This is a genomic window from Henriciella marina (genome assembly GCF_027213945.1).
Classification (GTDB): domain Bacteria; phylum Pseudomonadota; class Alphaproteobacteria; order Caulobacterales; family Hyphomonadaceae; genus Henriciella; species Henriciella marina_A.
This window is the reverse complement of the sequence record NZ_JAPWGW010000001.1, coordinates 361,506-385,782: the sequence shown is the minus strand read 5'-3', so window position 1 is coordinate 385,782 and position 24,277 is coordinate 361,506. Positions and strand designations below refer to the sequence as shown.

The window sequence follows — 24,277 nt, the reverse complement described above, 5'->3', positions numbered from 1 at the left end:
CGGCGCATCACGACAGAGGGCCACAAAGGCTCCGTGGGAGGAAAACATGGCTGACGGAACACCCGGAATCGATTTCGATCCAGACAAGCTGCGCGAACGCTATCGCGCTGAACGCGACAAGCGACTGCGCGATGACGCGAACGAACAATATGTCGAGATCAAGGGTGAATATGCCGGCTATGTCGAAGACCCCTACATCGACGAAAAGATCGACCGCGCTCCGCTCAGCGATGAGATAGATATCATCGTCGTTGGCGGCGGCTTTGGCGGTCTGCTCGCGGGTGCGAGACTGCGTGAAGCGGGCCTGAAGAACATCCGCATGATCGAGAAGGGCGGTGATTTCGGAGGCACCTGGTACTGGAACCGCTATCCGGGCGCGGCCTGCGATATCGAAAGCTACATCTATCTTCCGTTGCTGGAAGAAACCGGCTTCATGCCGAAGGAGAAATACACCCCGGCCAAGGAGATTCTCGAGCATAGCGCACGGATCGCGCGGCACTATGATCTTTACGACGACGTGCTGTTCCAGACCGAAGTTACGGCAATGAACTGGGACGGGGAAGCAAAGCGCTGGAGCGTCGAGACCAATCGCGGCGACGCTATGAAGGCGCGCTATGTCATCATGTCCAACGGCCCGCTCCATCGTCCGAAACTGCCGGGCATTCCCGGCATCGAGAAGTTCAAGGGGCACACCTTCCACACCAGCCGCTGGGACTACGACTATACCGGCGGCGGCCCGGAAGGCGGTCTCGACAAGCTGAAAGACAAGCGTATCGGGATCATCGGCACGGGTGCAACCGCAGTGCAGTGCGTGCCGCATCTCGGCGCCGGCGCAAAAGAGCTTTTCGTCTTCCAGCGAACGCCAAGCTCGATCGATGTGCGCGATAACAAGCCAACGGATCCTGACTGGGCGAAATCACTGGAGCCCGGGTGGCAAAAGAAGCGCATGGATAATTTCAACATCCTCGTTTCCGGCGGCTATCAGCCTGAAGACCTGGTGCAGGACGGCTGGACCGACATCATCCGCAACCTGCTCTTCATTGCGAGCAAGCAGGACGGCAAACAGCTGACCGCCAAGGAGCTGGAAGAGATCGGTGAGCTTGCGGACTTCAAGAAGATGGAGTCGATCCGTGCCCGGGTTGATGAAATTATCGCGGACAACAAGACAGCTGATGCGCTGAAGCCCTGGTACCGCCAGTTCTGCAAGCGCCCATGCTTCCATGATGATTATCTTGCGACCTTCAACCGCGAAAGCGTCCACCTGATCGACACCGACGGCAAGGGCGTCGAGCGTATCACCGAAAAAGGTGTGGTCGTCGCCGACAAAGAGTATGAGATCGACTGCCTGATCTATGCGACGGGCTTCGAGGTCGGCACCAGCTATACCCGCCGGTCCGGCTATGAGCTTTATGGCCGGGGCGGCAAGTCGCTGTCGGATGCGTGGGAAAGCGGTGTTGAAAGCCTTCACGGCATGTTCGTGCGCGATTTTCCAAACGTGTTCGTGATGGGCGGCGCGCAGGCGGCGTTCACAGCGAACTATCCCCACCAGCTCGATGAGCAGGCCGTACATCTCGGCTACATCCTGTCACGGGCCTTTGATGAAGATATCGTGCAGATAGAGCCAGAGGCTGAAGCGCAGTCGAAATGGGTCGAGACAATCATCTCGAAAGCGCAGATGCGCGAGAAGTTTCTCGCCGAATGCACGCCCGGCTATTACAATAATGAGGGGCAGATCGCTGCGCGAGCTCGCCAGAACTCATTCTATGGCGGCGGCTCTATGGAGTACTTCTCTATCCTGAAAGACTGGCGCGAAACGGGTGAGATGGCCGGTCTTGAAGTGCAGCGGGAAACCGCACCCGCCTGATCAGACTTCAGCCGACTATCGGCAAAGCGAAGAAGCCTTGTCGATAGCTGCCGCTGAGCCCGAAAGGGAGAAGTGGTAGGAGACCTGCGTATTGCGGGAGGAAACTGCCTCTACGTGCAGCTCGCTGCCGCGCCGCAGCGCGTCGACGATCTGTGAATCGTCACGGTCCTGTGCGAAGGCTTCACCGCCAACACCGTAAAGCGTCCAGCCAGAACGACCGACGCTGGCGCGCGCGGGCAGGTCGGCGCGAAGATCATAGCCGACTTTCAGGCTCGGCTGGCTACGGGCTTTTCCGGATGCCCAGTTCGAAACGAAAAACCAGACATCTCCATGATTGGCAGATTGCGGTGCCTTGTCGGTGGCTTCGGTCGCGGCATAGCACAGCTTCTCCCCGCCGACTTCCTCGGTGAAAACCGTCCAGTTGTCATAGCGCCCCATCGCGGTGGGGGCGGCCTGCGCAGCCGGGATGACGATAGCGCTGCAAAGAGCGGCAATTGCGACAATACGGATCATGGTGAGCGTCTGGTCTGTTCTTAATTTGATTGTGGAATTTCGTTCAGAGCACTTCAAATGCCTAAAGGTTAAGGCGGAATTTTGACGAATGGGTGATCACAGTGTCGTTAGATGCGCGATCAAAGGTTGCACAAGATGCAACAAACACAGACATTAGGTGTGTTGTTGCAATCGGATGTAGCTTTGTCTGTCGCCCGCCTCGATCAAGTCGATAATCCGCGCTCGCTTCACGCAGACTGCATGAAGCGGATTTCGGGCTATGGCGACAAGCGGGCATTTGGTACGCTTTTCGAGTTTTTCGGACCTCGCTTGAAATCCTACCTCCTTCGAATGGGTGCCGATGACGCTCAGGCTGAAGAGATCGTGCAAGACGTCATGTTGACCGTCTGGCGTAAAGCCAGCCAGTTCGATCCGGAGCAAGCTTCTGTTTCGACCTGGATTTTCCGGATTGCCCGCAATCGGCAGATTGATCTTTTCCGGCGAGCTTCGAAGCCTGACCTGTCACCTGAGGAGCCAATGCTCCAGCCAGCGCCTGAACAGGCACCGTTTGAAAGTCTGTCTCAAGCTCAGCTTCAGGCGGAGGTCCGGGAAAAGCTCGATATCCTGCCGCCGGAGCAACTGGAACTTCTCAGGGCAGCTTTCTATGACGGGATGTCCCACGCTGAGATCGCGGAGCGTTTCAGCTTGCCGTTGGGGACAGTTAAATCGCGAATTCGTCTTGCCTTTGACAAACTTAGGGGCGTCCTGTCGCGCGAATGAGCGCCTCGAAGCACACATCCTGACCGCAACTTCTTGACCTTGTTCACTGCTGCTCAATATCCGTCTTTATACATAGTGCCCAAGCAGGGGCGAGCAGAGGTGGTGAAGGTTTGAAGGACGACGTTTCACAACTGTCGGATATCTATGCGGCGTATGCGGCGGGGACGCTTGCTCCCTCTTTCAGGCTGCTCGTCGAAACGCAGGCAGCCATTCGCTCCGATGTCCGCGACAGGGTGAATCACGCTGAGGCTATCTCGGGTATTTTCCTGGAGCAGGAACGCCCGACAATGCTTGCGCCCAACGCGTTTGAGCGCACGCTTCAGGCTCTTGATGATCTGGAAGAAGAAGCCGACGCCAAAGATGCCGCGAAACTTGCCAGCGAGCGCCTTTCTGAACTGCTGGACCTTCCAGAGCCACTGCGCGAGAGAGCGCTTGAATCCTGCATGCGCGGCGGCTGGAAACGAATGACCAGCGGCGTTAAACGCCTGGAAATCGGGACCCAGGCTGGCGGCCACGCGCATCTTTATCGCATAGAGCCAGGCGCGACCGTACCAACTCACTCGCATTTCGACGATGAGCTGACGCTGGTGGTTCAGGGCGGGTTTTCTGACGAAGCTGGAAGCTACGGGCCTGGCGATATCTGCCTGAAGACCCCAACCGATACACATTCGCCCGTCGGGGACGACGATGGAATCTGCCTCGCGCTCGCCGTGAGCGAGGGCGGCATGGAGTTCAAGGGAATGCTGGGCATCCTGCAGAAGGTGTTTACGCGTCGGCCCAATTAGGGGCGGGGCCTGTCAGGACGGCTTGCCAAAATTCAGTACTTCGAATTTGCGCGTTTCGAAGACCTTCAGCACTGTCTTGATATCATGGCCGCGTTTCAGAACCTGCCCCTGACTGCCATACACGACGAAGGCGCCCTGCTGATTGCGCAGGGCGGGCACTTTTTCGATACGCCAGGTCGGCGCTTCAGCGTGTCGTCGGAAAATCGCAAACACGGCATGATCTTCGTGCATGCCAATCGCGTAATCCTTTGCCTGTCCGGCCATTACCATCCTGCCATAAACATCGAGAATGGCCGACATTTCGATGCGGTGAAACGCGATTTTCGGGGACTTGTCGAACTGTAAAGGTGTAATGCCAGCCATGGACGCTCTAACGTTACTCTGTATGCGGCGTTCATTCTGTCGTATTTGTAATCAGATTGACAGGTTTTAGCCGCAATCCGGCCTTGCCGCAGACACCGATTGAATACACTTTGCAATTGTCGGATGACGGTGTCCAGCAGGTTTCCCGGACCCATCAGCCCCCCCCAGCCCCCCGGGGTCCCTGTTTCCGTTGTCCGACAGCTTGCCCTCTTCAATTCAAATTCTTTGGCGATGCATGCCTATGAACGTGCAGTTTCCTCATCATGACTCTGGAAAACTCCAGCGCGTCTGATTAGTCAGGCTGCAGCGCGGCGCTACAGGACCAGTGATGCTCGAATTGAAGCAGCTTTCGAAGTCGTTTGGCGGGCGGACAGCTGTGGACTCCATGAGTTTCAGCCTCGTCAAAGGCGAAGTTCTGGGTTTCCTCGGGCAGAATGGCGCGGGCAAATCCACGACAATGCGTATGGCTGCTGGTGTGATCGAGCCCGATAGCGGCGACGTTATTGTGTCTGGCCACTCTATTGTGTCCGATCGGCGTGAAGCGCAGCGGCGCCTTGGTTTTCTGCCCGAAGGCGCGCCGCTTTATCCTGACATGACGCCGCTCGATTTCCTGAATTTCCTCTGCGCGGCGCATCGCATTTCGCGGAAAGACTGTCGAAGCGCCGTCGAGCGCGTGATCGCCGACGCACGTATTGGCGATGTGATGTCGAAACGGGTCTCCACGCTGTCGAAGGGGTATCGTCGCCGTGTGGGACTGGCAGGGGCATTGATCCATGACCCGGACGTTCTGATCCTTGACGAGCCAACCGACGGGCTCGACCCGATCCAGAAACGAGCCGTCAGGGCGCTCATCTCCCGAATGGCAAAAGATAAGGCTATCGTCATTTCGACCCACACGCTGGAAGAAGTGCCGGCCATGTGTAACCGGGTCATCATTATTGATCAGGGCAAACTCATCGCCGACAGTTCGCCAGAGGAAATGGCGAAGCGCCGCGAGGGCGGTCTAGAAGAAGCATTTATCGACCTCGTCTCCAAGCAGGAGGCCGTCAGAAATGAAGGTTGAGCTGCACGATATTCTTACAAGCCTGCGTGCAAGTTACCTGCGAGAGCTGCGCGCGTATTTCGCGACGCCGCTGGCCTATGTGTTCGTCGCCATCTTCCTGATGCTGGTAGGTGTGTTCACCTGGGAGGCCTCACGTTTCTTCGATACGGGGCTCGCTGACCTCCAGCCCTTCTTCTACTGGCATCCCTGGCTCTACATGATCTTCCTGCCCGCGCTCTCCATGCGTCTCTGGGCCGACGAGATCGCCTACAGCACCTCCGAGCTTCTCTTTTCGCTACCTGTCAGCCTCTTTGGCCTTGCAACCGGCAAGCTGTTGGCAGCCTGGAGCGTCGCGGCATTGTCGCTCCTCCTGACTTTCCCGATGTGGATCACGGTGAACTATCTCGGCGCACCTGATAATGGCGCCATCGCCATTACCTATCTGACCAGCCTGCTCATGGCCGGCGCGTACCTTTCGATCGGCGCGGCCATGTCTTCGCTCTTCTCCAGTCAGGTGCTGGCCTATATCGCTGGCATTCTTGTCGCTTTCGTCTTTACAGCTGCGGGCTGGCCAATGCTGGTCGGCGCAATCTCCGGCCTGCTCGGCGCCGCAGCGGGTGATCTCGTCGCGCAGTTTTCTTTCCTCACCTACTTCGAGACAGCCCAGCGCGGCGTGCTCGAGCTTCGCGCGCTTCTGTTCTTCGGTGGCGTCACCCTTACCTGGCTGGCGTTGAATACGATCTGGGTCGCCAACAAGCGGGCGTTTGCAGGATGACCCCACGCGCTTTTCTTCCTGCCGCAACGGCGCTGATACTCGCGATTTTTGTCGCTGCGACACTGGTCATCTATCCGCTGACCCGGCCAGCGCGGGTCGACTTCACGCAGAATGCGCTGTTTACGCTTTCGCCTGAAACCAGAACCGTCCTCGACTCGCTCGAAGAACCGATTGAGCTGACGTTCGTCTATACGCGTCAGGTCGGGCAGGATTACCCGCAGGTCCGCGCCTATGCTGCGCGGGTGCGCGAGCTGCTCGACAGCTATTCGGCAGTCGCAGGGGCTAACCTCAGGATTACCGAAATTGACCCCAAGCCCTTTTCCGAGGCTGAAGACCAGGCGCTTGCGGCCGGCATCGACGCGGTCGACACTGAAGGTGACGACCCGCTTTATTTTGGAATTATCGGTCAGAACACCGTCGATGAACAGCGCGTTCTCGCCTTCCTGGCACCAGAGCGCGAGGAAACGCTCGAATACGACCTTACGCGCCTCATCGCCCGCCTCGACCGCCCTGATCCGCCCAGGATCGGTCTTCTGACAACATTGCCGGGTATGGACGCCGAGGCCGATGATGGCGGTTATACGCTTCTTCAGGAGATGGAGCGGTCCTTCAGCGTCGAAACTATCGCAAGCGACTTCTATGCCCTGCCGGAAGATCTCGACGCGCTGATCATGATACACCCGCCAGAACTGACTGAGTGGCAGAGCTGGGTCATCGACCAGTTCATCCTGCGCACAGGCCGCGTCGTCATGTTGGTCGATGCGGCCGCCAAGACCTCGCCGGAGCCGCCAAGCCGCCGGGTTGAACGCCGCATCCGCTCCGACCTTGGCCGGTTTGGGGAGGTCTGGGGCGTCACGCTTGCGGATGAGGTGATCGCTGACACCGAAACCGCGCTGTCGATACAGGCTCCGACAGGTGGCGGCCGCACCGGTATCGTCCGTCATCCGCTTTATCTTTCCACACCGCCCGCAATGATGTCGCAGGACAGCATCCTGACCGCTCCGCTTTCGCGGTCAGTCAACTTTGCGTCTTCAGGCGCTCTGGTTCTCGACGAAACCTCGCCGATCGACAGGGAAGTGCTGATCGAGACGGGCACGGCACCGTCCTGGATCGCCCCTGAAACTGCAATGACCGACGTCGGTGTTGAAGAGGCGTTGGCTCTCTACGAGCCAACGGAAGGGGCGAGGGCGCTCGGTGTCCGCGTCCATGGCACACTGGTTTCTGCCTTTCCGGATGGACGCCCCGACCCCGTCATGCCGGAAGACCCTGTGATGGCCGAGTTTGCCGCCCAGGCGATCGAGGAAGCCGAGGCACACATTTCCTCCAGTGAACGGGAAGCGGAAATCCTCATCCTCGCAGACGCAGATATGGTCGATGACGGGCTCTATATCGACATGCAGCGCCAGAGTGCTTTCGCTGACAATGGCGCGCTCATCATGAATGCACTCGACATGATGTCAGGGAACGCCAACCTGCTCAGCCTACGTGCCCGGGCGTCTTCACGGCGTACGATGACACGGGTTGAGGCAATGCGCGATGAGGCCCAGGCGCGTTTCTTCGAGGAACAAGACCAGCTCGAAACCCAGCTTGCGGCATCCGAAGCCCGGCTGCAGGAACTTCTCCAGATCGATAGCCGCGATAGTACGCTGCTCGACGCCGCAACAGGCGCGAGCCTCTCGGGAGAGCAACAGGAAGAACTTGGGCAGCTGCGCAGCGAGGTTCTGGAGACCCGGGAGCGCCTGCGTTCGATTGAGCGTGACTTCCGGCGAAACATTGATGGGCTCGAGGGCTGGCTGAAATTCATCAATATCTTCGCCGGTGCGATCCTGATCGGCGCCGTCGGGTGCTTTGTCTGGTGGCGTCGGCGGAAGGCTCCGGAATGAGCAGACGTCTAGACCGCAAGCGTTCCGTGCTGGTCCAGCGGCTGTCGATTGCGGCAGCCTCCCTCTGGATCATTCTTATCCTGTTTTCTGTTTTCAATGCGGGCGGCCGATCTACCAGCCCAAGAACAGGTAATCCTGTTCTGTCGAACTTTTCTGCGATCAAAGGCGATATCTCGCGCATCACGGTGACTGAACAGGATGTGGCCTACAATCTGGTCAAGCGCGATGGAGCCTGGCTCATGGAGGAATCTGGCGCCTATCCGGTCCGCGAGGACAGACTCAATACACTGCTGGAAGGTCTTGAAACGCTAAGCTGGGGTGAGCGTCGAACCTCGAACCCGGAGCGCCTGTCGTTGCTCGCGCTTGGCGATCCGCGTGAAGAGGGCAACGGCACGCTGATTGAGTTGTTCTCCGGTGATGGGGCGCGCGTGGCCGAGGTCATTACAGGCCGGCGCAACGAACACACCTATGCTCGCAAGCCGGAGGAAACGATTGCGTTTCGCGTGCGTGGTGACCTGCCACCCCTCCGCACGCGTGAGGCATGGCTCGATCTCGATATCATGTCGATTGAGCCCTCAGCGGTGTCGGCTGTGCGTATAACTGATCGCGCCGGGAATTCAGTCTACCTTTCGCGGCCGCCGGGCAGCGGTGCGAGAAGTTTTCGTCCTGCGCCGCCCTATCAGGATTTTCAGGTGGCCAACCCTCTGGCCATCTCAGCCACTGCGCTTGCCATTACGCGGCTTGCGCCCATCGATGTGAAATCCGCAGAGGCGCTTGCTGGACGTGCTGTCTCGCGGCATATCAGCGAGACGTTTGATGGGCTGGAAATTGACCTCAGGGCTTGGCGTGAGCCGGATGGGTACTGGGTGACGCTGCGTGCCATCGAAGCCGGTGAGGGCGCGCGCCGTGCAAGAACCATCAATGAACGCGCCGAGCCTTACGCTTTCAAGCTGACCGAGTATGACTGGCGCGAATTTACGCCATCCGTGAGAGAGCTTGTTACACGGCCTGCGCCTGAAGACACAAGCGCGCCCCTGCCCCCTGCAGACTTCCAGCCCTAGTCACGAGCCCGAGAGATGATGGCGAACCGCAGGAGCGGTGCGATCAGGCTTATGGCAAGACGCTCGAGTGGGCCGCTTGCGTGCTTTCTGAAATAGTAGACGAGGCTGTCAGCCTTATAGCCGGCGACGCGTTTGGCGGGTGCCTCCGATGTAGCGCCGTAATGAAGGGCGCCTGCGTGCGGCGTGTAGGTCGTAACGCCTCCCGCCTCCGTTGCGCGCCGGCAGATGTCGACATCTTCGACATGCATGAAGAACCCCTCGTCGAAGCCGCCAAGAGCGCTGAAATCCCGCGCGGAAACAAGCATGAGCGCGCCCGACACGGCTCCAACCTCTACCGGCCCTTCCGGAGCAGGTGTGCGTTCCAGCGTCCAGGTATTGAAACCTGAGAAAGTGGTAAGCGCTCGGAGCAGGGTTAGCTTGCGCCGCCTTGGTCCGCGTACTTCTCGACCATAGGTATCGAAGACGTTGCCCCCGACGATGCACGGGTGCGGCTGGCCTCTAGCAGCCTGCTGCATCGCTTCGATGCTGCCACGCTTCAGGATTGCATCAGGGTTGATGATAAGGAGGTCGCCCTCATCCACGCCCGCTGCACCGCGATTGACGCCCGCCCCGAAACCAATATTGCCACCCGCGTCGATGAGAGAGATGGCCTGCCGGCTCTCACAAAAATTCCGAAGCCAGATCCGCATCGTTTCCGGATTACCATTATCGACGATGCGGACCGCATCCACCGCGGGATCGCTTGCCAGCGCGTACAGGCATTCCTTCAGACTTTGCCCAGTGTGATAGCTGACCACGATGGCGGTGGTCGGGTCTGTCATTTGGCGCCAAGTCTTGCAGGCCCTGTCACACGGTCGAGCAGGATGACGCCAGCCGAAGCGAGCGCAATCGTCGCCCAGAAAGCTTCGTTCCAGACGCTGTAGGACAGGCTGAACAGGGCAAAGGAGCCGCCGATCAAGCTCGCGACCGCAAGTCGGGTCGGGATGTCAACATCACCAGGTCGCGGGAGACGGTTGCCGATGATGATAAGTGAGGCAATGGCGAGGATAACGCCAATAATGCCGGTCTCAGCCCAGATCTGCAGGCCCATATTGTGCGGGTGTCCGGGCAGGATGCGATAGACTTCCCAGTCGGCATTATCGCTGCGACACTTCTGGTCTACTTCGCGAAGAAGATCAGGCCGATCGCCAAACGTATCACGCCATTCCTTGGACGCCTCGATTCCATGACCGGTGAGAGGGCGTTCCATTATCTTTTCCGATGTCAGATTCCACGCCCATACGCGCGACTGGACTGAACACGGCATCGGCATATCAGTTCGCGTCAGCGCTGCAGCGCCCACGCCAAGGATCAGCGGAGACAGCAGGATGATGGCTGACATCGCGATCATCAGTATCCGGAAGCCATGATGGACAAAGATCATGACCACACCAATGGCCACAGCCATGCAAATCACGCCAAGAAGTGCGACATCAGTGCCGATCATCAGGAAGGCCACGAAGGCCACGGTAAGCAGCGCGACGCAGGCCGCGACAGTGGCGCGCCCCGCGAATGCAGCAGCCAGTCCAATGAGAATGGGCAGACCAAGTACGAAGGCATTGGCGCTGCGCAGGATGTTCTGTGGCGCCTCCTTCACCCGGTCACTCATCGGCGCATAGAGGTCGAGCGTAAGTTCCGGAAACAGCCCCATGGAGAGTGTCAAAAGGCCGTGCAGGCCAAGCATGCATCCGACCACCAGCAGGGACTGGCGCCCTGCTCCCTGCGGAATGCGAAGCGCCGCCGCAATCGTCAGCGTTCCCGCAAGCACTGTGAGCAGAATGCGAAGGCCTGCCGCATCCACATTCATTGTACCCTCTGACAGCGCGCCATCGATGATTGAGCCTGTTTCAGCGGACCAGAGGCTGCTCGCGGCTGACCAGGCGGCGAGCGCAAATAGCGACAGGACGATGAGGTTGAACCGGCGAAGAGGCGCAAAGAAAGCCGCCGCGATCGCAGTGAGGCCGATCAGGGCCGAGTAGCCCTGCGCCCCGAAAACGGCGACCGGCAGCCAGAGCACGAATGCTATGGCCAGTACTATGGCAAAGCCTGCCCCACGCCCCTGTGCCATGCTATTCGTCTCCAGCTCTTCTAAGGTCAGGCGGTGTAGCTTCGGCAGCGATCTTTGACGCCGCTTCGTCGAGACCGAGTATCTCCTGGCCCTGCGAGCCGAAGCGCCGCAGCGCAACCTTGCGATCATCCGCCTCGCGCTGACCAACGACGGCGATCACGGGAACCTTCCGGAGGGAATGTTCGCGGACCTTGTAGTTGATCTTTTCATTACGCGTGTCGACTTCTACGCGGAGGCCTGCGGCGCGCAGCGTGCGGGCAGCTTCCTCAGCGTATTCGTCGGCGTCCGAGGTAATCGTTGCGACGATCACCTGTGCGGGCGCAAGCCAGAGCGGGAAAGCACCTGAAAATTCCTCGATCAGGATGCCGATAAAACGCTCCATGGAGCCAAGAATGGCTCGGTGCAGCATCACGGGGCGCTGCTTGGTGCCATCAGACGCCGTGTATTCGGCGCCGAGACGCTCAGGCAGCACGTAGTCGAGCTGCAGCGTGCCACACTGCCAGACACGGCCGATCGCGTCCGTCAGCTGGAATTCAAGCTTCGGCCCATAGAAAGCGCCTTCGCCTGGCAGGATCTCACAAGGTAGACCTGCCGCATCGACGGCGTCTTTCAGGCCCTTCTCGGCCCGGTCCCACGTCTCGTCGCTACCTGCGCGGACGTCCGGGCGCGTTGACAGCTTCACGGCGATCTCTTCGAAGCCGAAGTCACGATAGACGCTTTCCAGCAGGCGGCAGAACTTGATCGACTCTTCGACGATCTGGTCCTCACGGCAGAAGATATGTGCGTCATCCTGCGTGAACTGGCGCACGCGCATTATGCCATGGATAGCGCCGTGCGGCTCATTGCGGTGACAGCAGCCAAACTCCGCGAGGCGGATAGGCAGGTCGCGATAGGACTTCTGGCCCTGCTTGAAAACCTCGACATGCGCCGGGCAGTTCATCGGCTTCAGCGCCATCAGCTTGGCGTCTTCGGGCACCGAAATCTCGACCCCTTCTTCCCCTTCAGGAATGAAGTCAGGCACGATGAACATGTTCTCGCGATATTTGCCCCAGTGGCCGGATTTCTCCCACTGAACGGAGTCCATGAGCTGCGGTGTCTTGATCTCGTCATAACCTTCAGCGTCCAGGCGGCGGCGCATATAGGCCTCGATCTGGCGCCAGACCGTATAGCCATTGGCATGCCAGAAGACTGACCCGGCCGCAGCCGTGCCGTCGAGATGGAAGAGATCGAGCTGCGCACCGATCCGGCGATGATCACGCTTTTCGGCTTCCTCAATGCGCAGAAGATGGGCCTTGAGATCCTTCTCATTCGCCCAGGCCGTGCCGTACATGCGCTGCAGCATCTCGTTGCGATGATCACCGCGCCAGTAGGCGCCCGCCAGCTTCATCAGCTTGAACGCCTTTGGTAGTTTCCCCGTCGATGGCAGGTGCGGGCCACGGCAGAGGTCGAACCAGTCGCCCTGCTTGTAGACCGTGATCGGCTCACCCGGCGGGATGATGTCGTCGATGATCTGCGCCTTGTAGTCTTCACCGATCTTCTTGAACGTCTCGATGGCGTCTTCCTTCGACCAGACTTCCCGGACGATCGGGTAGTCCTTGTCGATGATCTCTTCCATCTTCTTCTCGATGCGCTCGAAATCCTCCGTAGAGAAAGGCTTCTCGCGCGCGAAATCGTAATAGAAGCCGTCATCAATCACGGGGCCGATCGTAACCTGTGTGTCAGGGTACATCTCCTGTACGGCCTGCGCGAGCACGTGGGCGGCATCGTGCCGGATGAGCTCAAGGCCCTCCTTGTCACGCGCCGTCACGATGGCGACCTCTGCGTCGCCGTCCAGCGGGCGGTTCAGGTCATAGAGTTCCCCATTTACCTTGGCCGCAAGCGCAGCCTTGGCGAGGGATATGGAAATGGATTCCGCAACATCGGCCGGGCTTGCCCCGTCCTCATACTGGCGCTGCGATCCATCTGGTAGCGTTACATTGATCATGGATTTGCTTTTCAGTTCGTCTCAGGGCCTGCATCCGGGAAGGGCCGCTGCGTTCTGGCCCAGTCTCCGGCACGCCAGGGCGCCCAGACAGGTATCGTCTCTGCTTTCTCAGGAACAGGATCGTATCCGCTGGAGCCGCCAGGGCGGCATCGCGACAGCCGGGCCAGTGTCATCCATCCGCCGGTCCACAGACCATGACGGGAGACGCAATCAGCACAATATTCGCTGCACGACGGTACATGACGGCACTGTGCTCCAAACACCTGAAAGGCGGGAGACAGCGTCAGCTTGTACGTTTTGAGGGCCGCATGCGCGACCTTGCTGCGTCGTTCGGACATAAGGCTTCATGGCCCAGTTCGTGTTTCGTCGAAAGCGGTTCTAGACGCGTGGACGGCGGCCCTCAACCCGATAAGGCTGCAGGATTTTCTTCCCGGGGCTGCCTCTCGGCTACGGCGGTCACGCTCAGGCCGCCGCAGCCCGCTTAGTTCGTGCGGTTTCGATGGCCGCGCAGGCCGCATCGAACGCCAGCATCGTCGAGGTGTGGCGGGGCGGATAATCAGCAACGCCTTCGAGGTGACGCAGCTCTGCAAACCGGCCTTTCGGTGGCTCACCATTCTCTTTCAACATCGCTTTCAATGCGTCACGCGCGGCGAACACTTCGTCCACCGGTGCGCCGACCGCATGCTCGGCGAGCACAGCTGTGGCCGCTTGCCCAAGGGCACAGGCTTTCGGGTCGACAGCTATGGCTTCGACCGTGTTGCCGTCTTCGCTGAGGCGAATATCAACGCGTACGATCGAGCCGCAGACACGTGAGACCTTCTCCGCCGCCGCATCGGCCTGGGGAAGCGTCCCGACATGCGGGATATTGGCGGCGAGTTCCAGCACGCGATTATGATATAGCTCTGCGCTCATGGCCCATAGATCGTCCCGATAGCGCTGAAGATCAAGTAAACTCGGTGAAACCAGCCCTAGATGCCGAGAAAAGCCATGACGCGCGGCAGGATGCGGACGAGCAACATGGCGGCCCCCAGAAGGCTGCCAATCGCGATAATGAGGAGCACGCCGTCGCGTGCGGTAAGGGCAAGGCCGAAGAGAAGGACGGTCAGACCGGGCAGGAATGGGCCGAAGGGCACGAGCCCCAACGGGAATGTGATGAGCGCGGCAGCGACACAAGCTAAAGCGACGAGGTTGATGAACGGCACCTGCGTCAGGAAAGTCAGGCGCGGTTTCAGGATCTGGTCCACCGCATGGGCGTGCTTTTCGATCATGTGGATACCGCCGATAAGATGCTTGCGCGGAAAGCTGAAATCGAGCGCGCGGCGCGGCAACCATGGATATTTCAGTCCAATTACGATCTGTAGCGCGAAGATCAATGTGACGAGCGCGATCAGCCAGTTTGCGCCGGGGACGATGGAGAGTGGGCTGATTGAGATGAAGCCGAGCAATAGAAGCACCGGGCCATAGGCGCGGCGGCCCACCGCATTTAGGAGGTCGGCGATCGTCACTGTCTCGCCCTCTGTACGCTCTTCCAGCGAGATCAGAAGCGAGCGAAGATTGTTTACGTGGCTCATGGGGCCCCAGCGATTCGATCGTGTACGATGTTTCCGTCCGCATCTTTCATGCGAATGTTCGTCTCATAAACGCTGCAGACCACGAATACGTTCACACAGCGTTCACGCACCCAAAATTAACGCATATTAACCAAAAAGCTTGTCTCTCAGGCCTTTAATGGTAGGCTGAATACTGAATTTCTGAGGGGAGCTATCCATGAAAACCATACGCCTTGCAGCATTGGCTGCTTCTGCACTTGGTCTGACAATTTCTGCGGCTGCGCAGGACTTTATGAAAGAGGCCACATACGGCACGATCGAGTTGAGCGCGGGCTTCCAGCCTGACCCTCATGAGATCGATTTGCGTGCGGGCGGCAGCCTCGATGCAACCGATAAGCTTGGCTCCAATTGTCCTGGTTTTGTCGCCGACGCGCCAGACTATGACCTGCTCTACGATAACGGGTCTGGTTCGCTTCCGCTTATTATTACCGTTCGCTCAGCGTATGACACGACACTTGTGATCAACACGCCAAATGGCGACTGGCTCTGTGACGACGATAGCGGCCCTAGCCACAATCCTTCCATCCGGTTCGATCCGGGCGCCGATGGCCTCTACGATATCTGGGTTGGCACCTATGAGCGCGGCTCTCTTCAGGACGCCACCCTGGTGATTTCCGAGCTGAGTTCTTCAGAGGATTAAACTCGCCACCCGAGACATGAGAACGCCCCGGTGCTGCCGGGGCGTTTTTCGTTGCCTGAAATTTCATCTGGTAGACTCTGCGTACACGCGTGACCGCAGTATTACTGCGGCTCGAAATGCGCGCCGAACCGCTGGATGTCATGCGATCTCGTGGCGTTGCCTTCGCGCTGGATCAAATAGAGGCGGTCATACTCGCTGGCCTCTACAATCGGCTCTCCGGGGTCTGCCCCTAGGAATTCAGCAAGCGCGGGCGTGGTATTGGAGTGGCCCACCACCAATACCGTCACGCCGTCTGCGGTGATTTCGTCTGCGAGCGACTGCAGGTCTGAGGCATCATAGAGCAGCACATCGATACCCAGCCGCTCTGCCAGCGGCGCGGCGGTTTCGCGGGTGCGGCGATAGTCGCTCGACCAGATATTCTCAATGTCCTTATCCGACAGCAGGTCAGCAAGCGTATCGGCTCGAAGTAGGCCATCGCCGGCAAGTGATGGATCGTCGCCAGTCTGTTTTTCTGCATGGCGCACGAGATAGACCGTGTACGTGGTATCGGCGCTCTCGCCTGCTTCTCCGGGTAACACCGCGCAAGACGCGGCCGCGAACGCCGCGGCAAGAACTGTCAGGAGCAGAGCGAGGCGCTTCATCCGTTCAATCCAGACTAGATACGGCGCCAAGTCGAACCACCTGCGCCATCCATGACTTCGATGCCTTCGGCAGTGAGCTGGTCCCGAATCCGGTCAGCCTCTGCCCAGTCCTTCGCCTGACGGGCATCTAGCCGGGCCTGAACGAGCGCGTCGATCCGTGCCTTGTCGTCTTCGTTGCCGCCTTGCTCCCAGGCTGAAGGCGATAGCGTCAGCAGGCCAAGCTTTTCGCCTGCGGCCAGCAGTTCGGCGCGTGCCTTTGCCATCTTCGCTGCGTCCTTGGCATCAGCTGCGAGGTTCGCCTCAGAGGCAAGGCGCGAGAGCTCTGCCAGCGCAACCGGTGTGTTCAGGTCATCATTGAGCGCCTTGTCGATGCTCTTGTCGCTCGCTTCGCCGCCTTCCGCGTCCCAGACGCGGCGGAGCGCGCCATAGATACGGCCTAGCGTGGTTTTCGACTGTTCCAGCAGGTCACGCGTCCAGTCCAGCGGCGCACGGTAGTGACCTGACAGGAGCGCAAAGCGAAGCACCTCGCCGGGCCAGTCCTCAATCAGGTCATGGATGAGTTTCACATTGCCGAGCGACTTCGACATCTTCTCGCCCTCCATGTCGAGGAAGCCATTGTGCAGCCAGTAGCGGGCCATCGGTTCGCCATGGGCGCATTCTGACTGGGCGATTTCATTCTCATGGTGCGGGAATTGAAGGTCGATGCCGCCGGCATGAATGTCGATCGTCTTGCCAAGGTGCGCAGCGATCATGGCAGAGCATTCTATATGCCAGCCGGGGCGGCCACGGCCCCATGGGCTGTCCCAAGTCGCCTCGTCCGGCTCGCCTTCCTTGGCAAACTTCCAGAGCGCGAAATCGGCCGGATTGCGCTTGTCTTCAGACACGGCAACGCGCGCGCCAGCTTCATTGTCTTCAGGCCTGCGGCCAGAGAGCTTTCCATAATCTTCCATCTGGCCGACATCGAAGAAGACGCCAGAGGCGGCTGGATAGGCATAGCCCTTGTTCACCAGTTGCTGGGTCAGGCGGACCATGCCGTCTACATGCTTTGTTGCCCATGGCTCAATCGATGGCGGCAGCACATTCAGCGCAGCCATGTCAACATTATAGATCGCCGCATATTTCTGCGTGATCTCATCAATCGGCGTGCCTTCCTCCAGCGAGCGGGCGATGATTTTGTCTTCCACGTCGGTGATGTTGCGGGCATAGAGAACCGACGCCTCGCCATAGGTTCGCCGCAGCAGGCGGAAGAGGACGTCAAAGACGACCGGCGGGCGCGCATTGCCAATATGGGCGTAATTATACACCGTCGGCCCGCACACATAGAGTGTCACACGATCAGGGTCCTGAGGTTCGAAAACCTGCTTTTCTCGTCCAAGCGTATTGTAGAGCTTCAGGGGCATTTGATTTGGCTTCTTCTGCCGGCGCGGCGTCGAGGGGTGAGAACTGTGGCTGCTTGAACGCAAATTCTGGGCGCGCGTCAATTCGCAGGGGTGCTGGCAAAGGCCGGGGCGCTGCCCCGGGCGACCGCGATCTGCTGCGCCAGCAGAAGGGCCGCTGCAGCCAGAATGACGGGGCCGAGCGGCGCGAAAAAAGTGATCAGCGGCAGGAAGAGCAGGGCGCCCATCACAAGGTTGAACCGCGTCAGGACGGGGCCGTCCCCGGTCTCCCGTGAGAACACCAGATAGAGCGCAGGCACCAGTGCCAGCATGTCGTAATTGAAGGCGTAGGGCGAGAAGAGAAACACCGCGACGAGAAGCAGGGCGGTTTCCAAGTCCGGCGCGGCTGATGGCTTCCGGAAAGCCCAGATCACCAGCCCCAGAGCCAGCAGCGAAAAGGGCCCCTGAATCAGCATCGCCAAGGAGGCGTCGAGCCCAGCAAGCCGTCCCAACGCGAACCCTGTTGGCATCATGCGCAGGAAGATACCTGTGCCCTCCTCAGCGACGATGCGCTGAAAGGGCAGGACGTGCTCAAAATAGTCCCGCCACAGATCCATGCCGAAGATGAGCGCAGACAGAACGATCATTGTGGCACTTGTGACGACAGCCGAGCCGATCACCGTCCAATGCGCTCGAAGCAGAAGGAAGACGGGGATGAGTAGCCCAAGCTGAGGTTTTGCCGTCAGCGCGCCGAGGCAGATGCCTGCCAATATTGGCCGATGACGGACAAGGCTCACACCCAGAAAAAGAAGCGCGCCTGCGATCAGGCCGTTCTGACCGAAAGCGGCATTCACCAGAAAGGCGGGCGCGGCCATCGTGAAGAGCGCATAGGTGGCCCAGTCCCGCCTCTGCGCGCCAAGGCCCAGCCCCGTCGCCGCGACAAAAAGTACAGCGCCGACACCAATCCAGAGCGCGTAGGCAGGCAGATAGCCAAAAAGGCCGAGTGGCAGAATGAAGAACAGATAGTGCGGCGGGTACGACCAGTTAAGCGCCAGTGCGATTTCATACTGGGCCTGCAAATAGGCGCGGTACTCACTGACCTTCATCAGAGTCTCGCCAGCCGCGTCCAGAACAAGTCTGCTTGCACTGTAATAATTGACAAAATCGCGCCCGATAAGCTCCCGGCCCGTTACGTCGACGAGGCCATTGGCGGCGCTCAGATAGACACCATACGCAATGGCTGAGACGCACAGAATGGCGACTGCATAGTATTGAAAAAGCCGTTGCATCGCGCCCTGCCGCCACGCCCTCAACGGGCCGCCCTCAGTCCGAAATCGCTAGCACTTCAGTCTTAACAGTCCGCTTCGAAGGGCTGTCTTGTCGCTGCGGCAGTGATGGCGACTTGTAGAAATAGTGATCCAGTTGGCTTATGTGGAAGTATACGCCCTGAGGGAACACTAATGGGCGGGCGTTAAGTCCGGTATTGGGGTGCATAGGGCGCACCCACAGAACATCTGGCTCGACCCCCGTCCCTCAGAAATAGGATGATTTGGCAATGGACGCCATTACGAGAGATGAAAACCGGGGTGAGATGGATCCCGTGAAACGGCCGACGCAGCAGGAAGCCGAAGACGCCGTTCGTACACTGCTCGCATGGGCGGGCGATGATCCGCGCCGCGAGGGTCTGCTTGATACGCCGAAGCGCGTCGTGAAGGCTTATAAGGAGTGGTTCCAGGGTTATGAGGAAGACCCTGTGAAATATCTCTCCCGCACCTTTGACGATGTGCAGGGCTATGACGACATGGTTATGCTGCGTGAGATCGACGTCGAAAGCCATTGTGAACACCACATGGCCCCCTTCCTGGGTACCGCTTACGTGGCATACATGCCGACCCAGGCTGTCGTTGGTATCTCCAAGATCGCCCGCGTGGTCGAGATTTTCGCCAAGCGCCTGCAGACACAGGAAACGATGACCGCGCAGATCTGTGACGCCATCACTGATAGCCTCGCACCAGCCGGTACCGCCGTGCTGATCGATGCGGTGCACCAGTGCATGACGACCCGCGGCGTACACCATCCGAACGTCTCGACGATCACGACCCAGTTCACGGGCGTCTTCAAGACGGACAAGGACATGCGCGACCGCTTCCTGCGCCTTGCAGGACGGTAGGCAAGACTGCCAATCGGCCGCATTTCTCGGGCCGCTAAAATGACTTAGGAGCCGTCTCATCATGAGGCGGCTCTTTCATTTTCTGGCCCTGCTTGGCCTCTTTGCCTATGCCGCGAATGGCGCGCAGGCGCATCTGCAGATGGCGCAGGGCGAGACGATTGCCATCCCGATCTGCGGTGATGGGCTCAGCCGCACGATCGAAATCTCACTTGGCGGAGAGCCGGAGGACACCTCTGGCGTCACCTGCTGCGGTGACTGTCTCCTCCCGCTGGCGCTCCCCGTCTCGGCCCCGTCCATACCGGTTCGCCTGATTGAGGTGCGTCCCCGCGCATTCGTCCAGGCCCCATACCATATTCATCCACGCTCACCGCTCTGGCCCGGTGCCCCGCCGCAAGGCCCGCCCACTCTCGCCTGATCTGAACAGAAAACGACTTCCCGGCCGCCCCTCAGGCGCGGCCCGTTCAATCACGTGAGACATCAGATGAAACTGAAGACACTCTGCGCCGTGGCAGCGCTTAATGCCGCACTCGTCCCCGTAGCTCAGGCCCATGAAGGCGACGGCGGCAATGTCACCTATGCCAGCGACCACGCCCCGATTGGCGTCATGGCTGACCATCGGCACGGTAAAGGCGAGTGGATGCTCTCCTATCGCTACATGTATATGGACATGTCCGGTAACCGCGGCGGCACTGACAGCATAGATCCCGATACCATCGTGACTACCGTGCCCAACCGGTTCGCTGGCGCACCAATGATGCCGCCCACCCTGCGCGCCGTTCCGCTAGAGATGCCCATGAAGATGCATATGGGCGGCGTGATGTTTGGCCTGACGGACCGCATCACCCTGATGGCCATGGTCAATTATCATACGAAGGAAATGGATCACCGCACCTACCAGGGCGGCATGGGCACCAATGTGCTGGGCAATTTCACCACCGAAGTCTCTGGCTGGGGCGATGCCAGTCTGGGCGCAATCGTCGGTCTTGATGATGGCAGCCAGCCGCACCGGCAGGTAAACGCGTCCCTCATGCTGTCTGTCCCGATAGGCTCGATCACAGAGAGCGATCGCGTCCTGACGCCGATGAATATGCGCCCACAGATGCGCCTGCCTTACCCCATGCAGCTCGGTTCCGGCACGTTCGACCTCAAGCCAGCGTTGACGGCGCGTAGCCGGACCGGCCAGTGGAGCTATGGGGCGCAAGCTTCGGCCGTCATCCGCCTTGGCGACAATGACGAAGGCTATTCGCTCGGCGATGTGTTCGAGGCGACCGGCTGGCTGGCCTTCGAGCCCAAGCCCTGGCTGTCGATCTCAGGTCGCCTGAAAGCCAGCACCAAGGGCGCCGTCGACGGGATCGATCCGAACATCATGGCCCCGGTCCAGACCGCCGATCCTGACAATCACGGCGGCGAAACGGTCGAGGCGCTGTTCGGGATGAACCTCGCCGGGTCCACAGACTGGCGCAAAGGCCACCGCCTCGCGCTGGAGTTCGGCGTGCCGCTCTACCGCGACCTCAACGGCCCGCAGCTGGAGACCGACTACACGCTGACGTTCGGCTGGCAGAAAGCGTTCTAGGCGTACCGGCCGGGCCCCAGACCAGAGGGCCCGGCCAATTTCCTGCTTGACCGGACGGGGTGCGCTGTTATTATCGAAAGTCGATAATAAGAAGAAGGACACCTCCCATGCGTGCAGAACTGGTCCGCGTTGGCCTGCATCAGGTCGATATCAAGATTGTCTCCGATGACGGCGAAATGCATGTGCTCCAGTGGCGGCGCAACCTGCTCTGGGATGAGGTCCTGCTCAACGGCAAGCGCCAGGCGCATTCTGGCGGGTTCGCACGTGAAAAATGCTACGGCCTCGTCTTCGGGAAGGCGCTCGATGGCAGTGGCGGCACCAAGGTCATGCTGCTTCTCGACCCGTCGACCAGCTATGGCAATTGGGGCAATCCCAACCAGCAGCTTTCAGGCGTCCGGCTCGAGACAGCCGATGGTCCTGTCGTCGCCTTCGGCACGCTGGACCCGAAGAATCTCGAAAAGCCTGCGACCTTCTCCGACTGGATGAAAAAGACGATGGGCATGGACTGGGGCGACGAGCGTCGGCCTCACTAGGCCGGCGAATGCCTCCCACGCCTCATGGTGAGCGAAGTCGAACCACGAGGCGGGAAATATCGCGGATCGCCCTCGTCCTTCGGCTTCGCTCAGGATGAGGGCGTTTCACTTCCCGTCAATTTTGTGACCCCAGCCGCTTCTTCGTCATCCCGATGTGAGGCCGCGCGGACGTCGGATCTTCCGGCCAGTCATGCTTGGGATATTGCGCCCGCATATCCTTTGCCATGTCGCGGTAGCCGCCCGCCCAGAAACCCGGAAGGTCCTTCGTCACCGCAATCGGACGGCCTGCAGGCGAAATGAGCTGTAGCGTGACCGGCACGCGCCCGTCAGCGATGGCGGGCTGGCGCGTCATACCAAACAGCTCCTGCGCCTTTGCTTCGACCAGGGGCGCATTGTCGCTGAGATAGTCGATCGATGCGTTCCGGCCTGAAGCGAGCGGTACCGAAGCGGGCGTCAGCGTGTCGATCTCCTGCGCCTTTGGCCAGCCAAGCGACTGCTTCAGCGCGTTCAGCACCGCGCCGTCTGAGGGAAACTGGAAAGCGCCGCCACTGAGCGCAGGCGCAAGCCAGTCGCTCACAGACAGGCGAAGGCTCTCATCATCCAGATCGGGCCAATCGTCGAAAGCACGCGCGATCAGCTTTAGCCGGGCCAGGAACACCGCCACGGGTGCGCCAATTCCGGCGGCGTCGAACCCGTTCTCATGCCCGAAGTCGATGAATGCGCTTCTTGCGGCCTCGCCTGAGGGTTTGGGTGTTGGCGTTTCAGAGAGGACGATCTGGCCGATGGCCTTCACCCGCCGCCCCCGAAAGCTGCGTGTTTCGGGATTAAAGCTCGCCCACTCTTCTGTCACTGGCGGGTGGAGTTTCAGGACATCTGCTTCGGCAAGCGGGGCGGCCAGCGTGATGCGCGCCCGGCCTGCCGCGCCGATCATGTCCGCCACGACAATCCAGTGCGAATTGCCAAGGCCTGCATCGCCCGGCAGGTCTCCGGCGCGGCCATTGGCGAGCAGATAGCTCGTATCGGATCCATCCCGGCGCCGCGCGATCTGGCCTGGCCAGGCCTTCGCCAGCAGAAGCGCCGGGTCACCCGAAGGCCGGGCCCCATTGCTCCAGCGCTCGGCTTGGCGTTTCAATGCCTTTGCCCGTGGGCCATTGTCGCGCCTAAACCCGCTTAGCCGGTCACTGATGCTGGCGGAGCGCCCACCCATGCCCGCCTCGCTTGCCAGCGCGGCAATCTCGGCGGCCAGCGCGCGTTCGCCATCGCTTGCCGCGCTCGCGACAAGGCTTGCATATTTCGGGTCGAGCGGCAGGGCCGCCATCTCCTTGCCGCGCGGCGTCAGCTTTCCTGCCTCGTCCAGCGCGCCATACGCCGCGAGAGCTTCACGGGCCGCTTCAAGCCTCCCGCGCGGCGGCGCATCCAGCCAGGTCAGCCGGTAAGGATCATCTTCGCCCCATTCAGCCAGCGAGAGCACCAGGCCAGAGAGATCAGCGTTCAGGATTTCCGGGACCGGAGCGGCGATCAGCCCGCGCGTCTCTTCCTCGTCCCACAGCCTGTAGCAGACGCCGGGTCCAAGGCGGCCTGCGCGCCCGCGCCGCTGGTCCACATTCGCCTTTGCTGCCCGGATCGTTCGCAGCACCTGCGTGCCACTCGCCGGTTCAAACTCCGGCACGCGCGCCAGGCCGGAATCGACCACGATGTGGACGCCATCAATCGTTAGCGCGCTTTCTGCGATATCAGTTGCCAGCACGATCTTTCGCTGGCCATCGCGGGCCGGGCGGACCGCCTCGTCCTGCTCACCGGGGGACAGCGCACCGAAAAGAGGATGCACGCTGACATTGTCTGGCAAGCCGGTCAGCCGCTCTGCCGTGCGGCTGATTTCGCCAGCCCCCGGCAGGAAGCAGAGCAGAGAGCCGGTTTCGGCCCTGATCGCCTTGCCGATGGCGGCGGCCATCTGGTCCTCGATCCGGTCGCGCGTGCGGCCAAGATACTTGGTCTCGACCGGATACTGGCGCCCCTCACTCTCGATCACCGGGGCATTGAGCGACCCGGCAACCTTCTCTGTGTCGAGCGTCGCTGACATGGCAATCAGGTGAAGGTCGTCTCGAAACACAGCCTGTGCCTCGAGCGCCAGCGCAAGGCCAAGGTCGGCGTTGAGACTGCGCTCATGGATCTCGTCAAAGATGACCGCCGAGACGCCCTCAAGGGTCGGATCAGCCAGAAGACGGCGCGTGAAGAGCCCGTCCGTCATCACTTCGACGACAGTGTGCTTGGAAATCTTGCGCTCGATCCGGGTCGAAAGGCCAATGCGCCCACCCGTCTTCTCCCCGATGGTCGATGCCATCCGGTCTGCGGCCATGCGCGCCGCCAGACGGCGCGGTTCCAGCAGCAGGATCTTGCCTGGCAAGGCGTCGAAGCCGTCAATCAATCCAGCCAGGGCCAAAGGAACGCGTGTCGTCTTGCCTGCGCCGGGCGGGGCAGCCAGCACCAGTCGTTTCCGGTCCCGGATGACCGAGCATATTTCGCCGAGCAGGCTCTCAATCGGAAGGGCTGACACGTCATTCATCGCGGGCGTCGTATCGCAATCGGCGGGCCTTGGCA

24 protein-coding genes are annotated in these 24,277 nt (G+C 60.1%); 12 read left to right on the top strand and 12 right to left on the bottom strand.

The features are described from left to right. Positions 1-46: 46 nt before the first annotated feature. Positions 47-1,864 carry a flavin-containing monooxygenase gene (locus O4G74_RS01910; protein WP_269400975.1) on the top strand — a complete coding sequence of 606 codons (1,818 nt, stop codon included), beginning with the start codon at positions 47-49 and terminating at the stop codon, positions 1,862-1,864. A gap of 15 nt (positions 1,865-1,879) precedes the next feature. Here O4G74_RS01910 and O4G74_RS01905 read toward each other — a convergent pair whose 3' ends face one another. Further along, a complete protein-coding gene (locus tag O4G74_RS01905; protein ID WP_269400974.1) occupies positions 1,880-2,377 on the bottom strand; it encodes an invasion associated locus B family protein in 498 nt (165 codons plus the stop codon). Between the two features lie 135 nt (positions 2,378-2,512). Here O4G74_RS01905 and O4G74_RS01900 point away from each other — a divergent pair, with 135 nt between their 5' ends. Continuing rightward, positions 2,513-3,136: a sigma-70 family RNA polymerase sigma factor gene (locus O4G74_RS01900; RefSeq protein WP_269400973.1), complete on the top strand. Its 624-nt coding sequence runs from the start codon at positions 2,513-2,515 to the stop codon at positions 3,134-3,136. A 110-nt stretch (positions 3,137-3,246) separates the two neighbouring features. After that, positions 3,247-3,921 carry a cupin domain-containing protein gene (locus O4G74_RS01895; protein WP_269400972.1) on the top strand — a complete coding sequence of 225 codons (675 nt, stop codon included), beginning with the start codon at positions 3,247-3,249 and terminating at the stop codon, positions 3,919-3,921. 12 nt (positions 3,922-3,933) lie between these two features. On the opposite strand, the gene O4G74_RS01890 is transcribed toward O4G74_RS01895, so the two are convergent. Then, complete coding sequence (locus O4G74_RS01890) at positions 3,934-4,284, bottom strand: DUF2794 domain-containing protein (RefSeq protein WP_269400971.1); 351 nt, start codon at positions 4,282-4,284, stop codon at positions 3,934-3,936. Between the two features lie 328 nt (positions 4,285-4,612). On the opposite strand from O4G74_RS01890, the gene O4G74_RS01885 reads away from it, so the two are divergent. From O4G74_RS01885 to O4G74_RS01870, 4 genes are read left to right on the top strand one after another with little or no spacing between them, the layout of a single operon-like run. Beyond that, entirely contained in the window at positions 4,613-5,347 is a 735-nt protein-coding gene (locus O4G74_RS01885; protein ID WP_269400970.1) for an ABC transporter ATP-binding protein, read from the top strand. Then, positions 5,337-6,101: an ABC transporter permease gene (locus O4G74_RS01880; protein ID WP_269400969.1), complete on the top strand. Its 765-nt coding sequence runs from the start codon at positions 5,337-5,339 to the stop codon at positions 6,099-6,101. Before O4G74_RS01885 ends, O4G74_RS01880 begins: the two co-directional genes overlap by 11 nt. Then, positions 6,098-7,984 (top strand): Gldg family protein, encoded by a 1,887-nt coding sequence (locus tag O4G74_RS01875; protein ID WP_269400968.1) that lies wholly within the window; start codon positions 6,098-6,100, stop codon positions 7,982-7,984. The genes O4G74_RS01880 and O4G74_RS01875 overlap by 4 nt, the downstream gene beginning before the upstream one ends. Further along, positions 7,981-9,045 carry a DUF4340 domain-containing protein gene (locus O4G74_RS01870; protein WP_269400967.1) on the top strand — a complete coding sequence of 355 codons (1,065 nt, stop codon included), beginning with the start codon at positions 7,981-7,983 and terminating at the stop codon, positions 9,043-9,045. The genes O4G74_RS01875 and O4G74_RS01870 overlap by 4 nt, the downstream gene beginning before the upstream one ends. Here O4G74_RS01870 and O4G74_RS01865 read toward each other — a convergent pair. From O4G74_RS01865 to O4G74_RS01840, 6 genes are all read right to left on the bottom strand, one after another. Next, complete coding sequence (locus O4G74_RS01865; protein ID WP_269400966.1) at positions 9,042-9,866, bottom strand: glycosyltransferase family 2 protein; 825 nt, start codon at positions 9,864-9,866, stop codon at positions 9,042-9,044. The genes O4G74_RS01870 and O4G74_RS01865 overlap by 4 nt on opposite strands. Further along, positions 9,863-11,152: an O-antigen ligase family protein gene (locus O4G74_RS01860; protein WP_269400965.1), complete on the bottom strand. Its 1,290-nt coding sequence runs from the start codon at positions 11,150-11,152 to the stop codon at positions 9,863-9,865. Before O4G74_RS01860 ends, O4G74_RS01865 begins: the two co-directional genes overlap by 4 nt. A gap of 1 nt (position 11,153) precedes the next feature. After that, entirely contained in the window at positions 11,154-13,136 is a 1,983-nt protein-coding gene (thrS, locus tag O4G74_RS01855) for a threonine--tRNA ligase (RefSeq protein ID WP_269400964.1), read from the bottom strand. Between the two features lie 11 nt (positions 13,137-13,147). Beyond that, positions 13,148-13,474 carry a membrane protein insertion efficiency factor YidD gene (gene yidD, locus O4G74_RS01850; RefSeq protein ID WP_269400963.1) on the bottom strand — a complete coding sequence of 109 codons (327 nt, stop codon included), beginning with the start codon at positions 13,472-13,474 and terminating at the stop codon, positions 13,148-13,150. 124 nt (positions 13,475-13,598) lie between these two features. Further along, positions 13,599-14,048 carry an iron-sulfur cluster assembly scaffold protein gene (locus O4G74_RS01845; RefSeq protein ID WP_269400962.1) on the bottom strand — a complete coding sequence of 150 codons (450 nt, stop codon included), beginning with the start codon at positions 14,046-14,048 and terminating at the stop codon, positions 13,599-13,601. A 56-nt stretch (positions 14,049-14,104) separates the two neighbouring features. After that, positions 14,105-14,707, bottom strand: coding sequence for an exopolysaccharide biosynthesis protein (locus O4G74_RS01840; protein WP_269400961.1), 603 nt, complete (start codon positions 14,705-14,707; stop codon positions 14,105-14,107). 196 nt (positions 14,708-14,903) lie between these two features. Here O4G74_RS01840 and O4G74_RS01835 point away from each other — a divergent pair, with 196 nt between their 5' ends. Then, positions 14,904-15,386, top strand: coding sequence for a peptidase S1 (locus O4G74_RS01835; RefSeq protein WP_269400960.1), 483 nt, complete (start codon positions 14,904-14,906; stop codon positions 15,384-15,386). Positions 15,387-15,487: 101 nt separating this feature from the next. Here the strand turns inward: O4G74_RS01835 and O4G74_RS01830 are convergent, their stop codons facing one another. From O4G74_RS01830 to O4G74_RS01820, 3 genes are all read right to left on the bottom strand, one after another. Further along, a complete protein-coding gene (locus O4G74_RS01830) occupies positions 15,488-16,027 on the bottom strand; it encodes a SixA phosphatase family protein (protein ID WP_269400959.1) in 540 nt (179 codons plus the stop codon). A gap of 14 nt (positions 16,028-16,041) precedes the next feature. Then, positions 16,042-17,427 carry a cysteine--tRNA ligase gene (gene cysS, locus O4G74_RS01825; RefSeq protein WP_269400958.1) on the bottom strand — a complete coding sequence of 462 codons (1,386 nt, stop codon included), beginning with the start codon at positions 17,425-17,427 and terminating at the stop codon, positions 16,042-16,044. Positions 17,428-17,504: 77 nt separating this feature from the next. Further along, on the bottom strand, positions 17,505-18,692 hold the full coding sequence (locus tag O4G74_RS01820; protein ID WP_269400957.1) for a glycosyltransferase family 87 protein: 1,188 nt from the start codon (positions 18,690-18,692) through the stop codon (positions 17,505-17,507). Positions 18,693-18,958: 266 nt separating this feature from the next. Between O4G74_RS01820 and folE the strand changes: the two genes are divergently transcribed. From folE to O4G74_RS01800, 4 genes are all read left to right on the top strand, one after another. After that, entirely contained in the window at positions 18,959-19,573 is a 615-nt protein-coding gene (gene folE / locus O4G74_RS01815; RefSeq protein ID WP_119379500.1) for a GTP cyclohydrolase I FolE, read from the top strand. A gap of 61 nt (positions 19,574-19,634) precedes the next feature. Then, positions 19,635-19,988 carry a hypothetical protein gene (locus O4G74_RS01810; RefSeq protein WP_269400956.1) on the top strand — a complete coding sequence of 118 codons (354 nt, stop codon included), beginning with the start codon at positions 19,635-19,637 and terminating at the stop codon, positions 19,986-19,988. 66 nt (positions 19,989-20,054) lie between these two features. Next, positions 20,055-21,146: a transporter gene (locus tag O4G74_RS01805; RefSeq protein ID WP_269400955.1), complete on the top strand. Its 1,092-nt coding sequence runs from the start codon at positions 20,055-20,057 to the stop codon at positions 21,144-21,146. Positions 21,147-21,253: 107 nt separating this feature from the next. Further along, positions 21,254-21,679 (top strand): hypothetical protein, encoded by a 426-nt coding sequence (locus O4G74_RS01800; protein ID WP_018149047.1) that lies wholly within the window; start codon positions 21,254-21,256, stop codon positions 21,677-21,679. Positions 21,680-21,794: 115 nt separating this feature from the next. Here O4G74_RS01800 and hrpB read toward each other — a convergent pair whose 3' ends face one another. Then, positions 21,795-24,242, bottom strand: a complete 2,448-nt coding sequence (hrpB, locus tag O4G74_RS01795; RefSeq protein WP_269400954.1) for an ATP-dependent helicase HrpB — start codon at positions 24,240-24,242, stop codon at positions 21,795-21,797. Positions 24,243-24,277: the final 35 nt, after the last annotated feature.